This window comes from Thermocoleostomius sinensis A174, assembly GCF_026802175.1.
GTDB classification, from domain to species: Bacteria; Cyanobacteriota; Cyanobacteriia; order Elainellales; family Elainellaceae; genus Thermocoleostomius; species Thermocoleostomius sinensis.
In genome coordinates this window covers 3430788-3445886 of record NZ_CP113797.1, presented here as the reverse complement: position 1 = coordinate 3445886, position 15099 = coordinate 3430788, and the positions used below count along the sequence as shown (strand labels likewise).

General features: G+C 50.9%; 13 protein-coding genes. 7 read left to right on the top strand and 6 right to left on the bottom strand.

What is annotated here, in order from left to right; translation table 11 throughout:
• Positions 1-32 precede the first annotated feature (32 nt).
• The 3 genes from OXH18_RS14935 to OXH18_RS14925 all read right to left on the bottom strand — a co-directional run bounded on the left by OXH18_RS14935 (position 33) and on the right by OXH18_RS14925 (position 1624).
• On the bottom strand, positions 33-383 hold the full coding sequence (locus OXH18_RS14935; RefSeq protein ID WP_268607897.1) for an ArsR/SmtB family transcription factor: 351 nt from the start codon (positions 381-383) through the stop codon (positions 33-35).
• Positions 384-508: 125 nt separating this feature from the next.
• Complete coding sequence (locus tag OXH18_RS14930) at positions 509-985, bottom strand: anthrone oxygenase family protein (protein WP_268607896.1); 477 nt, start codon at positions 983-985, stop codon at positions 509-511.
• Between the two features lie 6 nt (positions 986-991).
• Positions 992-1624, bottom strand: a complete 633-nt coding sequence (locus OXH18_RS14925) for an FMN-dependent NADH-azoreductase (protein ID WP_268607895.1) — start codon at positions 1622-1624, stop codon at positions 992-994.
• 463 nt (positions 1625-2087) lie between these two features.
• Between OXH18_RS14925 and OXH18_RS14920 the strand changes: the two genes are divergently transcribed.
• The 3 genes from OXH18_RS14920 to OXH18_RS14910 all read left to right on the top strand — a co-directional run bounded on the left by OXH18_RS14920 (position 2088) and on the right by OXH18_RS14910 (position 5951).
• Positions 2088-2333, top strand: a complete 246-nt coding sequence (locus OXH18_RS14920) for a hypothetical protein (protein WP_268607894.1) — start codon at positions 2088-2090, stop codon at positions 2331-2333.
• Positions 2334-2437: 104 nt separating this feature from the next.
• Entirely contained in the window at positions 2438-4291 is a 1854-nt protein-coding gene (locus tag OXH18_RS14915; RefSeq protein WP_268607892.1) for a fatty acyl-AMP ligase, read from the top strand.
• Positions 4292-4322: 31 nt separating this feature from the next.
• Entirely contained in the window at positions 4323-5951 is a 1629-nt protein-coding gene (locus OXH18_RS14910; RefSeq protein WP_268607891.1) for an alpha/beta hydrolase, read from the top strand.
• A gap of 76 nt (positions 5952-6027) precedes the next feature.
• On the opposite strand, the gene OXH18_RS14905 is transcribed toward OXH18_RS14910, so the two are convergent.
• The gene (locus OXH18_RS14905; RefSeq protein WP_268607890.1) at positions 6028-6738 is read right to left on the bottom strand and encodes a YdcF family protein; all 711 of its coding nucleotides are present in this window, start codon (positions 6736-6738) and stop codon (positions 6028-6030) included.
• Between the two features lie 133 nt (positions 6739-6871).
• Here OXH18_RS14905 and lpxD point away from each other — a divergent pair, with 133 nt between their 5' ends.
• Positions 6872-8002 (top strand): UDP-3-O-(3-hydroxymyristoyl)glucosamine N-acyltransferase, encoded by a 1131-nt coding sequence (gene lpxD, locus OXH18_RS14900; protein ID WP_268607889.1) that lies wholly within the window; start codon positions 6872-6874, stop codon positions 8000-8002.
• A gap of 210 nt (positions 8003-8212) precedes the next feature.
• Here lpxD and OXH18_RS14895 read toward each other — a convergent pair whose 3' ends face one another.
• Positions 8213-8659 carry a GNAT family N-acetyltransferase gene (locus OXH18_RS14895; protein WP_268607888.1) on the bottom strand — a complete coding sequence of 149 codons (447 nt, stop codon included), beginning with the start codon at positions 8657-8659 and terminating at the stop codon, positions 8213-8215.
• Between the two features lie 236 nt (positions 8660-8895).
• Between OXH18_RS14895 and cysC the strand changes: the two genes are divergently transcribed.
• Complete coding sequence (gene cysC / locus OXH18_RS14890) at positions 8896-9456, top strand: adenylyl-sulfate kinase (protein ID WP_268607887.1); 561 nt, start codon at positions 8896-8898, stop codon at positions 9454-9456.
• Here cysC and crtD read toward each other — a convergent pair.
• On the bottom strand, positions 9449-10966 hold the full coding sequence (gene crtD, locus OXH18_RS14885; RefSeq protein WP_268607885.1) for a C-3',4' desaturase CrtD: 1518 nt from the start codon (positions 10964-10966) through the stop codon (positions 9449-9451). The genes cysC and crtD overlap by 8 nt on opposite strands.
• A 262-nt stretch (positions 10967-11228) precedes the next feature.
• On the opposite strand from crtD, the gene OXH18_RS14880 reads away from it, so the two are divergent.
• Both OXH18_RS14880 and OXH18_RS14875 read left to right on the top strand, forming a co-directional pair.
• On the top strand, positions 11229-12416 hold the full coding sequence (locus OXH18_RS14880) for a COP23 domain-containing protein (protein ID WP_268607884.1): 1188 nt from the start codon (positions 11229-11231) through the stop codon (positions 12414-12416).
• 91 nt (positions 12417-12507) lie between these two features.
• Positions 12508-15087 carry a U32 family peptidase gene (locus tag OXH18_RS14875; protein ID WP_268607883.1) on the top strand — a complete coding sequence of 860 codons (2580 nt, stop codon included), beginning with the start codon at positions 12508-12510 and terminating at the stop codon, positions 15085-15087.
• Positions 15088-15099 lie beyond the last annotated feature (12 nt).

Sequence of the window (15099 nt, the reverse complement as noted above, 5' to 3'; positions counted from 1 at the left end):
GTTATTTCTCCTAGAAGTAGGACAATCGCCACTCACGGTTCGCGATCGGTTTGATGTTCTCCTGCTTGCAATTCCTGAAGATATTCATCTAAGCAATCAAAACTCTGTTCCCAAAACTGGCGATAGAGATCAATCCAGTCTGCGGCATCTTTCAGCGGTTCCGCTTCCAATCGACAAGGACGCCACTGTGCTGCCCGACTGCGCGTAATTAGGCCGGCCCGCTCTAGCACCTTGAGATGTTTGGACACAGCAGGCAAACTCATCTTAAACGGTTGAGCAAGTTCCGACACCGAGGCTTCGCCTTTGGCGAGGTAGGCTAAAATTGCTCGTCGGGTGGGATCGGCCAGGGCAGCAAACGTGACGCTCAGCGAATCAGTGGACATCTATGGAGGAACTTCTATTTAACTGCGCAGTTAATTAACTATTAGGTTAAATGTACTAGTTGAGAATGTCAAGAGGAGATCGGAAATTAGAGATTAGGGGTTGGAGATTGGGGATCGAGACATGGCTACGGTGTCGATCGAGCGCCAAGAGCAATGGACAGCAAGATAGCGGCCGCCAAGGAGGTCACCGTGCGGATATGGTTCCAGCGTGTCCAGTTTGTTAGATAGGTGCTCCATAGATTTGCGCCTTCAGGGCTGTCGGGTTTGACTGTGGCGAGGGCATCATTCAGCGGTACATTGAAGACGATCGTGACTCCAACTGCGCCAATTAGATACAGCAAGCTGCCAAGCAGCAGATAGATCATTCCGGGTTGTTGCCACTTATGCAGTAATGAACCCACCAGGAATAAACAAGCTATTCCTGTGCCAAACAAAGCACCCATGAACAGCGGGTTGATGGCAGTGAGGTTAATCCATTGCATCGCGGCGATGCCTTCCCTAGGTTGAAGTTGAGCTAGAGCACTCATCACAAACGTCGAGAAAGCGAAGAAAACGCCTGCTATCACCCCACAGCCGATCGCGGCTAAGAAATGAATGACCATCGTTCGTTACCGGATTGCAAGTTGAGCAATTTGGGCCCGCACAGAGGCGATCGACTGTTCCAACGCTGCACCTCCCAATTCGTCATTTTCAACGGAAATAACGGTGATATCTGTGACGCCAATGAATCTAAAAATAGTTCTCAAATATGGATCTTGATAGTTCAACCTCTCGTAACGTTCTCCTAGTCCATAACCTGACGAACCGCGTGCCGTAATGATAACCATTCGCTTTCCTAAAACCAGGGGTTTATAGGGATTTTCAAGATTCTCTGGCATAAACTCAAAGGTGCGACCAATTCGCACAATTTGATCAATATAGGCTTTGAGCATACTCGGAATGCTGAAATTATACATAGGAACACCAAGCACATAAACATCGGCAGCTAAAAATTCGTCTACCAACTGATCACTGACACGAATTGCATCCCACAGTTCTGGAGTGCGCTGTTCAGGAGGTGTATACGCCGCTGCAATCCAGGCTTCATTGATATGAGGTACAGGATGATGACCAAGATCGCAATAGGTGATGATATCTCTAGGATGAACTTTTTTCCACATTTCAACGAATTCTTGAGTGAAGCTTCGCGATCGCGATCGTTTATCACGTGGGCTAGCATCAATGTGCAGTAAATGAGCCATAGCGTTCACCGGTATTATATTAATGACCATTTAAGCCTAAATAATCGAACGGGCTTCAGCTATCTAATTCTTGTGGTATTGTCAAAATCTTGCGATGAATTACCACAGACCAGCAAGGTTGCCACCTTAAGCGTTGGGGGGCTGGTTTATTCTATGCAGACAAGACGGTAACAAATATGACTTGATTCTGTAATCAGCTTCTGCTAGGGTGGGTGACTATGGTTATTCATCTGTTAGAGGAAGAGTAACCTGGCTACCTAGAGACCCCCTTCTCTAGCGCTAGCTAGGTGTCTGCCGGGCAAGCTGAACACCTGAGCTAGCTAACCTCAGACTATGTCCACTAGTCTAAAGGCTAGGGTGCATTATAGCGCCCCTGCTTTCAGCTTGTGCGGCCTGGTGCTGTCTGAGTCTGCTGAGAGCGAGTCTCTAGGGTTTCTTACCCTAGACCTAAAGGAGTTTAAGCATGACTGATGAGTTCATGAGTGTGTCCACAGGGGACAATCGCCCCGTGGCGTCGTCTCGGCGATCGGTGAAAATGCTGCTGATTGGACCACCCGAAGAGGTGGAGCACACGATCGCCCATCTGCATCACTGTGGGTTTTGCCGAGTGGAGCACTGGTCGCGGGCCTTGCCCTATGCCCAGATTCAGCAAGCCACGGTGAGAGCGCCGGGTGAAATTATGCGAATTTATAAACGCTACGTTTCCTAATCCAACAATATTAGCTAGGATGGGCGTTTTGCCCGTCCTAAGTTGGATATCTCTAGGGCAAGTTGATCAAACAAAACCGTCGGTTGTACCCCCAGGAAGACTCCATGCAACCAGCTAATTTTGTTGAATTGTTGCGCCACCAATCGCAGCACCAACCCAATCGCACGGCCTTCATTTTTCTCAAAGATGGAGAGGCAGAAGCGGGTCGAGTGACCTATCACCAATTGAATCAGCAGGCACAGGCGATTGCTGCATACCTACAAACCCAGGTAAAACCTGGCGATCGGGCGCTGCTGGTCTATCCCTACGAAGCGGGATTGGATTTCATTGCAGCGTTTTTGGGTTGCCTGTATGCAGGGGTGGTGGCGGTTCCCTGTCATCCGCCCCGCAATCGATTCGGTTGGAGTGATCTGCAAGCACGGTTGGTAGATTCGCAAGCGGCGATCGGGCTAACGACAAGGGGTCTAGCGGCAAAACTGACGGCGCAACTGAGTTCCTCGGCAACGACAACCCCACTGAATTGGTGCACTACGGAAGCAATTTTGTTAACCCAAGCTGATCGCTGGGTCAAACCCTCGATCGAAGGCGAGACGCTGGCATTTCTGCAATATACGTCAGGTTCCACGGGTGCCCCAAAGGGAGTCCTGATTCCCCACACTAGCATTCTGCACAATCAGCAAATGTTGCAGCAGGCGTTTGGGCATACATCCGACTCGATTGGTGTAGGATGGTTACCACTGTTTCACGACATGGGTTTGATCGGCAATGCGTTGCAGGCAATTTACTTGGGTACGTCTTGTGTGCTGATGTCGCCGATCGCCTTTATTCAGAAGCCCGTGCGTTGGTTACAAGCAATTTCCCGCTATCAGGCTACAACCAGCGGTGCACCCAACTTTGCCTATGATTTGCTGTGCCGTCAGGTGACACAGGCTCAACAACAAACCTTGGATCTAAGCTGCTGGAACTTGGCGTTTTCAGGAGCCGAACCTGTGCGTCTAGAGACGATCGAGCGGTTTGTGCACAAGTTTGCACCGTGCGGGTTCCAGCGTTCAGCTTTTTACCCGTGCTATGGCATGGCCGAGGCGACACTATTTGTCACAGGCGGAGATAAGGGCAAACCGCTGGCCGTGGCTCATGTTCAAGAGACGGCATTGGAAGAAAATCGGGTCGTGCTGGCTCAACCCAACGATCGTGGAGTTCGGACAATGGTGGGATGTGGTCGGGCGTGGCTGGATCACCAGATTGTAATCGCCGATCCCCAGTCGTGTACGGTCTGTCCGCCTCAAACCGTAGGCGAAATTTGGGTGACTGGCAGTGGCTTGGGCCGGGGCTATTGGCAACAACCCGAAGCTACCAATTGCACCTTTCACGCTTATTTAACCGACACCGGGGACGGGCCGTTTTTGCGCACAGGCGATCTAGGATTTTGGCAAGACGGACACTTGTTTATCACAGGGCGGCTCAAGGATGTGCTGGTGTTTTGGGGCTTTAATCATTACCCTGAAGCAATCGAACGCACGGTAACAGCCTGTCATCCAGGTTTTCACGAACACGGGGCAGCGGCGTTTGCAATTTCTGTCAACGGGGATGATCGGTTAGTGGTTGTGCAAGAAATAGAACGCCAGTACCGCGATCGATTACCAATCGGTGATGTGGTGGAATCAATTCGATGGGCATTGTTTCAGGAACATTTTTTAGATGTATATGCGATTGCATTATTAAAGCCCGGTAGCTTACCGAAAACACCTAGCGGCAAAATTCAACGACATCTGTGCCGGAAAAAGTTTCTGAATCAAGAATTGGAAGTGCTAGATGAATGGCAATCGGACGATAATCGCCCCAGCGATATACACTCGTTGATTCACTACTACTTGAACCCGCTAACACATTTGTATCGATATCTGGCGCTATCAAAAGGCCGGTTCAGACGCATTTTGCGCTCATTTGTGCGATCCTAGCAATGGCTATCAGTTGAAACGTTATAGACGAATGGTGACTCACTCTACTCATCGGAACCACTGGCGGTTGCCATTGATTAGCATCAGCCTGCTTGCGGCTTTCTTACCGATGCACCCAGTTCAAGCGGCAGAACGAATTTATTTCAACTATGGACCCTTGGGCTTTTCGATCGCGGTGGAAGATCTAGAACGTTTTGCCCAAACAGGTGAAGCAGACGGCTCGCTTGATTTTATTCTCAGGCGGTTAAGCACTGCTCAACAGAATCAGGTTCGTGCAGCATTGCAGACTAGCTATCCGCTTGATCCCGTTACGGTGGCTCAATTCAGCTATACCTCAGCGGGTGAACAGTTGTTGCAAGAGGCCGGAGAACTGGTGAGAACACCTGCCCGTCAAAACGGCTTCTATGGCATTCGATCGGCTTCGATTTTGGCCGCCGCCAATCCAGTGGGATTATCTATCCTCCATTGGATGCGGCTATTTCCAACCGATATTCAGATCAATTTGGGCAACGTTTTGCAGTTTCAACAATACATCGCCTCGCTACTGCAACAAACCGAGCAATCAGTAGCGCTGTTGCAACAACAAAGCGATATCCTCGCGGCGTCTGAAGTATCGATCGATTATGCGGCTCGTCCAGATTTACGACAACCAGGCAACTTCTCTGTTTCAATGCAAACGCTCACTTTCTATGATGCCAGCCGCAATCGATCGTTGACGACAGATGTGTATTTCCCGAAACTGCCCGATCGAGTTCGCATTCCTACCATTCTGGTGTCCAATGGGTTAGGAGCACGGCGCGATCGATTTATGGAATTGGCCCAACATCTTGCTTCCTATGGGTTTGCGGTGATTATTCCCGATCATCCTGGCAGCGATCGACAACGCCTACAGGATTTTTATCGAGGGCTATATCGCGAGAATTTTGCGGCCGAGGAGTTTATCGATCGACCGTTGGATATTTCCTTTTTGCTCGATCAGTTAGAACATCTCAATCGAACCGAGTGGCAGCAGCAGCTTAATCTCCATCAGGTGGGGATATTTGGATATTCGTTTGGTGGTACAACAGCCCTCAGTTTGGCAGGAGCGACCTTTGATTTTGAACAGCTTCAGCACGATTGCAACACTGAAATTGCGATTACAAATATCTCACTACTGTACCAATGTCGCGCTTTAGAATTACCACGATCGACGCCAATCTTAAAAGACGATCGGATTAGCGCAGCGTATTTATTCTTACCATTTGGTCGTAGTTTATTTGGAGAAACACAAATCCGTCAGGTGACAATTCCAGTCTTGTGGGAAGCAACGAATGAAGATTTTCTCACGCCATTAGTTATTGAACAACTCCCAACCTTTTGCTGGTTGTCGGCTCCTAATCAATATCTGGTGGTGGCGCAAGGATTACCTCACGCTCGGGTAACGCTCGATCTAATCAACAGCCTGACCAATCAAGAGCGAGACTGGCAACAGTTGAGAACCATTATTCAAAACTATCAGAATGCCTTCAGCGTGGCCTTTTTCAAGGCACACGTTGCCGAAGAAGAACCCTATTTTTTGTATCTCAAAGCTTCCTATGCCAAAGCTTTGACTATTCCCCCCCATACACTCAGTTTTGCTCAATCCTCCCAAGCAACAGCATCGATTTGCAAACCAGACTAGATTGATCGCTAAGATTGCTTCAATGAAGTCTCGATCGAGATTTGAGTATTGCAAATTACCTGATCTCCAGTTTTATTTAATTCGCCATTCTAAGGCACTGCCAATTTTGGAGCTTTTGAACCACATCTGGTGACGGTTGGCGCAGGCTCGCCGTTGAACGCGGAAAAAATTGTCCTGTTACCGCATACTTAAGCAAACCTAGATATTCTCTCAGTTCCAACCGATCTTGAATTTGGGGAGATGAGAAAATAGGCATGGGGCTGGCATGGGGAATGACATGAAACCGAAAACTACGAAATAACAAAAACGATCGCAACAGATGGGGCGGATCGGTGACAAGGATAACCGATCGAATTCCTTGCGGACGCAGAATGGCATGAGTGAAGACGGCGTTCTCTTCGGTTGATTGGGAACATTCTTCCCCAAATAAGCTCTCTGAAGGAATTCCATCCGCTTCTAGTGCTTGAATCATTGATTGAGCATCAGACATACCGCTGGCAAAAATGCGCGGAGCACGATCGGACTGCCAGAGGGTTTTCACCGCAGCCACGCGCGAATCACGAAACGCTTCGCCTCGCCCCAACACCACGATCGCTTCAGCCGGTTCACCCGAATCGGGCGGCACGAAAGCCGTTAGTCCCCATAGCCCAAGATCTACCTTGGTAAAGGTGAGCAGAATTGCAGCACCCGCCAAGCCCACCAGCGGCAGTTGCCAAAACCGTCCCCAGCGGCGGGGCATCAAGAGCCACACAACCCAGAGCAGTGCCAAGAGAATCAGGAGTTTCATCGCCTTAAACTTGCTTGCTTATCACCACCCAACACTCTAAATAATCTCAACAAAGTATGCTAGCGTTTTGGCAAGTGGTGCACTGAGGGCGATCGCAGGTTGGCGCGTTCTGGGTGAGAGGGGTGAGGAGAAAATGAAATTCAGTGAATTACTTCAACAGTTGGGCATCGATCATCATCACAGCTTGGGGGTAAAACCAGGGTGCAATCCCGAAATTACGGGAATTGCTCAGGTTCAACAAGCCCGATCGGGAAGTCTGGCCTACATTGATGGGGGCAAATTTGCCTCGACCATCGAGACCACCGGAGCCAGTGCCCTGATTTTGCCTTTGGATGAAACGCTGCAAGCTAAAGCCACCGAACGACAAATCGCTTGGATGAGCACTCCCGATCCAAAGTTGTTGTTTGCCAAAGCCGTACCGTTGTTCTATCAGCCCTACCGTCCGGCGATCGGCATTCATCCCACAGCTATCATTGACCCATCTGTCCGCCTCGGTCAAAACGTCAGCATCGGAGCCTATACGGTGATTCAAGCGGATGTCACCATCGGAGACGGGGTTTGTATACATCCGCAAGTGGTGATTTATCCACAGGTACAAATTGGCGATCGAACCATTCTTCATGCCAACTGCACCATTCATGAACGTACTCAGATTGGAGCCGACTGTGTGATCCACAGCGGAGCCGTGATTGGTGCGGAAGGATTTGGCTTCGTGCCATCCGCAGACGGCTGGGTGAAGATGGAGCAGTCGGGCGTCACGGTTCTAGAAGACCGGGTAGAAGTGGGCTGTAATACTACAATCGATCGCCCAGCAGTGGGGGAAACCCGGATTGGCCATAATTCCAAGCTAGATAATTTGGTGCATGTGGGGCATAACGGACAAACGGGGGAAAACTGCATTATGGCAGCCCAAGTGGGGTTAGCGGGTGGGGTACAGGTTGGTAACTGGGTCATTTTGGGAGGACAAGTGGGTGTGGCTAACCAAACCCGAATTGGCGATCGGGTGCAAGCAGGAGCCAAAGCTGGGTTACACGGTACGATCGAACCAGGCAGCGTGATGATGGGGAACCCGGCGAGTCCATACAAAACCTTCCTCAAAGCCTCGGCAGTGTATAATCGCCTGCCAGAGATGCACCAATCCCTGCGTCAACTTCAGCAGCAGATGAGCGTATTGCAAGAGCAAATCCAGGCGATCGAAGCCGTAATGGTTGTGGAGGGCTTAGAACAGGAAAATGAGGGAACCCACGGAACAGGTATTCAGTGATAATAGTCCGGACACTTTTGTGCCAAACCACCCTCATCCCCTAACCTCTGCTCCCCAAAAAGACCAAAGGGAAGCCGGATTGACGTGCCTCTCCCCCGTCGAGGGAGGGATTGAGGGAGAAGGACGAAATTTGCGGCGTGGCAAGGATTCCCAGCCTTTCCACAAAAACTGTCCGAAGTGTTGAAGTGAGGAGTTTTTGCCGTGAGATGTTTAGGGTGTGAGATCAACAACAAAACTGAACCCATGTTTAACAAAGCCTAGAGATTCATAGAAAGCATGGGCACTGGAACGTTTGAGGTTACTTGATAAAGTTAGTTTGTAACAGTTAGCCTGTCGGCATTGTTCCATCGCAACTTGCATCATCGCTTTACCAATTCCCTGACCCTGGTGTGACAACGCAACGGCCACAGCTTCGATAATGCCAGATGGACGCCCTAGGTGTAATAAATTATCCATAATTAGTAAGGCAAAGGTGCCTACAACTGCACCATTGAACTCAGCAACATAGAGATGGTAATTCGGGTAGGTTTGAATACGTGCGAATTGCTCTTCTGCCTGGGGCATTGAAAGGGTTGCGTTGTCATCGAGAGCGGGTTGCCGATACAAAGCAAGAATGTCTGCTAGATCGGACACCGTTGCTTGACGAATGGTAATCATTTTCTTCATCTCCAGAAACCCATGCCGCACTTCAAACTGTGTACGTGAAGGTAGCCTACTTCATATGTCATTCTCTAGATGTGTGATCTTCTAGAATTTGTGTTGGCGCTGGGGTTGATCTAGAAAATAGAGAATGAAGTTTGGGCAAAGTAACTGTCCATTTTACAAACAATCTAGGATGGACAGCTAAGATAACAAGACGAGTGCATGACTGAGTCGATTAAGGACACAAGGGTATGGATAGAAAAGGCTGCATACTTTGGTTAACTGGGCTATGTGCATCTGGTAAAACGACGATCGCCAAAGGGCTGGAGCAAGAACTGAAGACGCGGCACTGTTTGGTAGAAGTACTAGATGGAGACGCCATTCGCACTAGCTTATCCAAGGGGCTGAGCTATAACCGCGACGATCGAATCACGAACATGCGCCGTATTGCCTTTGTCGCCAATCTGCTAAGTCGTAACGGTGTGATTGCAATCGTTGCGGCAATTGCCCCCTATCGCGAAGCCCGAGACGCCATTCGCCAGCAGAGCAGCACTGATTTTATTGAGGTCTACTTAGATGCACCGCTGGAAGTTTGCGAAGCCAGAGATTTAAAAGGGCTATATGCCATGGCCAGAGCCGGAGAGTTGCTAGCATTTACAGGAATCGATGATCCCTATGAAGCGCCGCTTCACCCCGATCTAGTTTGTCATACCGCCGAGGAAACACCAACGCAAAGCATTTGCAAGCTGCTAGCAGAACTGGAACAGCGGCAACTGATTCCACCCCAGCCCCAGGTGGAGTTTTTTATCTAGAGCTAGCTTCTATCTGTCGGGCCACGGTCAAGGCGGAATAGCTTACGCCTGCTGTGCCTTCACCAGGATGAGTTGAGTCACCCACCAACCACAAGTTCTGAATGGGGGTACGGTTAGCAAACCCAAACGGGCCAAAGGTGATTAACCGTTGTCCAATGCCACCCACAATCCCCCGATCGCGAGCCGTATAACGGGCAAATGTGCGCGGAGTGGCCGCCTCCACATGCACGATCGTCTCTGGCGTCAGGGTGAAATAGCACGATAACCGTTCGATCGCCTCCTGTGTGTAACGCTGCTTCAGCCCCGCATACAGGGGTGATTTTTCCCACTCTCTGTCCCCGGTTTCCTGTTCCCCACTCCACCAAATTGCCGGATCAGTAAAGGTCGAAGCAATCAGCGTGGCATGTCCATCAGGAGCACGCCCATCCCCCGGACGGCTGACCGAGACAAACAGCGAGTTGTTTTCAGCGATCGGACCATCGTAGTCGAACAAAAATTGCAGATGCGGCGGACAGTTGGGCGGTATCGCCGCTTGCGTCACTCCCAGATAAATGACGAACGCACCTGAAGATGGCGGTAATTTGTCAACGCGACGCCGATAACCGGAGGGAACATCCTCTCCTAGTAACCGTACGAGGTCTTGCACCGTGACATTCGCGACGATATGATCAGCAGATTCTGTCCACACCTGTCCGGTTTTTTGGTGACAAACCTCCACCGCAATGACACGTCCAGCTTTCGTGTGAATCCGTTGAACCGTGTGACGCATCAACACCTCACCACCGCCTCGTTCAATCGCCTCTACTAGTTGATTGCTCAACACCTGCATACTGCCGTGCAAATGATGCAACCCTCTGGGTTCTTGCGATACGCCCAGCGCCGTTGCGGCATACAATAGAGCCGTTTCGTCTGCCCCCACCTGTGAGTAGAGTTTTAGCTGCAAATCCAGGAACGTTTTGAGCCGCCGATCGTCCTGTAAGCCGTACCAACGCAAGACTTGACCTACCGTAGAGAAAGTGTGCGGCACGGTGAGCACCGTATCGGGACGAACCGCCTGCATCAACTGCCACAGATCCCACAGGTTGCGCGGCGGCAATACCGGATCGCGGGACTGAAACGCCCAACTGTAGTGAAACAACGCTGCCATCAGTTGCCAAAATGGTTCGCTGCCAGGAAACTGCCGTTGACGTTCGGCTTGCCAGCGTTGCGGATCACGCCAGACGTTGATCGGTTCGGTTTCACCTGGAAGAAACACAGCACAGGCAGGATCGCAGGGCGTTGCGGTAGGGAGGTCAATTCCTAATTCGGAGAAGATACGATAGTGAATACCCCCTGGCTCTAACCCGGCCACCTGAGTTGCTCCCACATCGAACGTAAATCCTTTACGCTTAAAAGTAGACGCACAACCGCCGGGAACGATCGCCTGATCGAACACCCGCACCTGGTATCCTCGATGCGCTAACAGTGCTCCAGTAGTCAACCCCCCTATGCCTGCTCCCACAACAATCACGGTAGAGTTCTTAGACCCTATCTGAGGGAACGGAGGAGCTTGGGAAGCAGACTCGGCGCATGAAGCGCATGAATTGTTAGGCGCCCTGTGACGTTTTGTAGAACTCATTTCTATATTTACATTTCTTAATAGCTAGATTCTATCGTATTGGCGTAGTGGCGAGGGGGATCGCTTTATTTCCGGTTCCAGATCGTTGAGACTAATAAAATAATCGAGCCGTCGTAGAACATTGAGCCATTGCATGGATTTTTGAGATCGACCTATGAAGCCATCTAAGTTTCTCAGTCTTTTGTCATCGGGGATTGCAATCATCATGCTGCTGTCGGTGGGTACATCCCGATCGGTCAATGCACAAGAACCCACAGTTCTGGAGTTTGATGCTCCTATCTCTGGAACATTGGGCGAAGGCGATAGTCAGTTGTCTGCCGATGGTAGCTTTTTTGATGTTTACACGTTTGAAGGCAGGGCTGGAGAGCGGGTTTTAATTCGCATGACCAGCACCCAACTCGATTCCTACCTAGTACTGCTCGATCCCAACGGCAACAGTTTGGTGCAGGATGATGACAGCGCTGGTAATTTAGATGCCCAAATTGTGTATACGCTGCCCGTTGATGGCCGCTATACTGTCTATGCCAATGCCTACTCCACTGGACAAGCAGGAAGCTATCAAATTGAGCTACAGGCGGCGGACGCTTCAACACCCACGGTGGCTACTTCGACGGCTTTACCGCGTTATTTTTGCGATGAAAGCGGCACCACACCGATCACAAAAGCACGCCGAAAAGACGGCGTAGTGGGTCCACTCATTGAATGGACACAAGATTTGGCCTTGCCCAATTTGTCGGCGGCTGAGCGTTGTCGCCGAGTAGCCAGTAATCTAGATACGGTGCATGGGCGATTAGGGCGCAATTTTGCCATTACGGCAGGGCGCTTGCAGAATTTACCCGTCGTGTGCGCGGGTACCGCTCCGGGGGTGTGTGATCCCGATGGACTGATTTTGACGGCCAGTAGCCGCGACAATGCCCGCCAGTTAGCCATCCGCTTAGGGACAGCAATCAATGCGCTGCGCAGCGCTCCCCCTGACCCATCTCAAGCGACTTCAACTAATTCTGCCCAGTCACGGATTGATGATCCCACGCCACTGGCTGTGGCGCCACAGTTCAATTTCTTTGATATTTTGTCCTACAGCAATTGCTTAGAAGATGTGATTCAACTGTACCAAGACCCACAGCGATTGAAGCGCAGTGGTCGTCGCAGTGATTGTCTGTCGGAGGTTTTTGCCCGTTATCCCAACGGAATTTCTCGATCGCAAGCCCTGGAAATCATCACCGCTGCCGATCGCTATGCCACCTCTAGCCGGCGGGATACATTGCTATATCCACCACGCGGCCAACGGGTGCGGGTGCGAGAACTGTTCGGCTTTACCTATGCCATTGATCAGCCGCGTTAACCCAGTTGCTTGTGCTGCCTAGTGAAAAGAGGAGAAACGATATCATAGGCAATGGGATACTTAGCGCCCACGCCCTTACTCTCTTGCCTTTATGAGCACTGCATCGCACCTCTCCTCGTCTCCCTCGATCGCTCCCGTTGTGCCCTCAGCCCCAGAACTTTTGGCCCCGGCTGGTTCCTGGGATTGTGCCAAAGCAGCCGTGGAAAACGGAGCCGATGCCATTTATTTCGGGTTAGAGCGGTTTAATGCGCGGATGCGGGCACAGAACTTCACCGAGGCAGAGTTGCCACGTCTGATCGAGTTTCTGCATCGTCGGGGTGTCAAGGGCTATGTGACGTTGAATACGCTGGTGTTTTCGGGTGAACTGGCTGAAGCCGAGCAATACCTGCGCACAATCATTACGGCTGGTGTGGATGCGGTCATTGTGCAAGACGTGGGCATCTGTCGGCTGATTCGGCATTTGTCGCCCGATTTTCCCATTCATGCCTCCACGCAGATGACAATCACCAGTGCAGCAGGAGTCGAATTTGCCCAATCGCTGGGCTGTCAACTAGTGGTGTTGGCGCGGGAATGTTCCCTCAAAGAAATCAATAAAATTCAACAACAGCTTGCCGATCGCCAGCTTTCGCTTCCACTGGAAGTGTTTGTGCACGGGGCGTTGTGCGTCGCCTATTCCGGGCAGTGCCTCACCAGCGAATCCTTGGGTGGCCGATCGGCCAACCGAGGCGAATGTGCCCAAGCTTGCCGAATGCCCTACGAGTTAATAGCCGATGGAAACGTTGTAGATCTGGGCGATCGGCGCTATCTGCTTAGCCCCCAAGACCTAGCCGGATTGGACGTTCTGCCCGATCTCGTCAAAGCAGGAGTTCACTGTCTCAAAATTGAAGGTCGCTTAAAATCTCCTGAATACGTCGCCAACGTCACCCGCGTCTATCGCCAAGCCATCGATCAAATCGTCAACACCCTTCCACTTTCCCCTCCCCTCTCTCCACCCCCTACTCCCCACTCCCCACTCCCCAGCCCTAATCGCTACAACCTAGAAATGGCTTTCTCTCGCGGTCTCTATACCGGCTGGTTTCGCGGCATTAATAACCAGGAATTAGTGCACGCCCGGTTTGGCAAAAAACGGGGGGTTTATCTGGGAGAGGTGAAGCGAATTGAGCGCCAGCAGATTGTGGTACGACTTCAGGCTCCGGTAAAAGCGGGCGATGGAGTCGTATTTGACAGCGGTCATCCCGAAGCTAAGGAGGAAGGGGGACGAGTGTATGCGGTGCACCAGAATGGCTCTGACGCTGTACTGTCTTTTGGTAAACGCGACCTCAATCTTCAACGGGTTCGAGTGGGCGACAAACTCTGGAAAACCAGCGACCCAGAACTCGATCGGCAACTGCGGCAAACCTTTGCTGGCGATACTCCTCAGTTTCAACGCCCCATTACCGTCGAAATTCATGGAGCCGTGGGACAGCCCCTTGTCGCCATTGCCCGTGATTCACTGGGACATATTGTGCAAATGGAATCTACGATGCCCCTAGTGGAAGCCCATCGTCAACCTCTGACCACCGAGCGCCTGCATGACCAATTTGCGCGTTTAGGCAACACCCCCTTCACACTAGAACACCTCACCAATACCTTAGACGGTGCCGTTATGTTACCTGTCAGCGAACTGAACCGACTGCGCCGCGATATCGTGCAGCAACTTGAACACCAGCGTACCCAACCCAAACGCTGGCAACTGCGATCGAACGTATCCTTCCAAGACCTGCTTCCCCAGCGCCCTTCCCTCCCCTCCCCTTCCCTCACCCCTACCCTCATCGTCCTCGTTCGCAACCTTGACCAACTTCACGCCGCACTCCACGCTGGGATTCAAACCCTTTACTGCGAATTTGAAGATCCTCGCAACTATCGCCAAGCCGTCGCTCTCGTTAAGCAGGTTCGATCGCAGACAAAGTCCCACTCTTTACTTCCCAACCCCCAACCTCCAACCGTCTACATTGCTCCACCCCGCATCACTAAACCCAATGAAACCTGGATTTTGCAACAGGTGCGATCGGCTCAAGCAGACGGATACTTAATTCGCAATTATGATCACTTGGAATTTTTCAAAGGCGATCGTTGCATTGGCGACTTTTCGCTGAATGTGGCGAATCCCATTACCGCCAATCATTTTCAGCAATATTCCTTAGAGCGCTTAACCGTCTCCTATGACTTGAACATTCATCAACTCGAAGATCTGTTAAACCTTTGTCCGACACACTGGTTTGAGATCACAATTCACCAACACATGCCGATGTTTCACATGGAACATTGCGTCTTCTGTGCGTTCTTATCTGAGGGAACTGACTATACCAACTGTGGTCGTCCCTGCGAGAAGCATCGTGTCACCCTGAAAGACCGTGTAGGAACGGAACATATTTTGCAAGCGGATGTCGGTTGTCGCAATACAGTATTTAACGGCATTGCGCAAACTGGGGCCGAGTCAGTCCAACGGTTAATTGACTTGGGCGTACAACAATTTCGGATTGAATTTGTCAATGAAACTGCAACTCAAGTATGCCAAACGATCGATCGCTATCAACGGCTTTTGCGCGGCGAAATTACTGGATCGCAACTGTGGCGTGAACTGAAGTTGCACAATCAGTTAGGAGTCACGCGGGGACCTCTGAGCCGCTGAAGCAATGGCGTA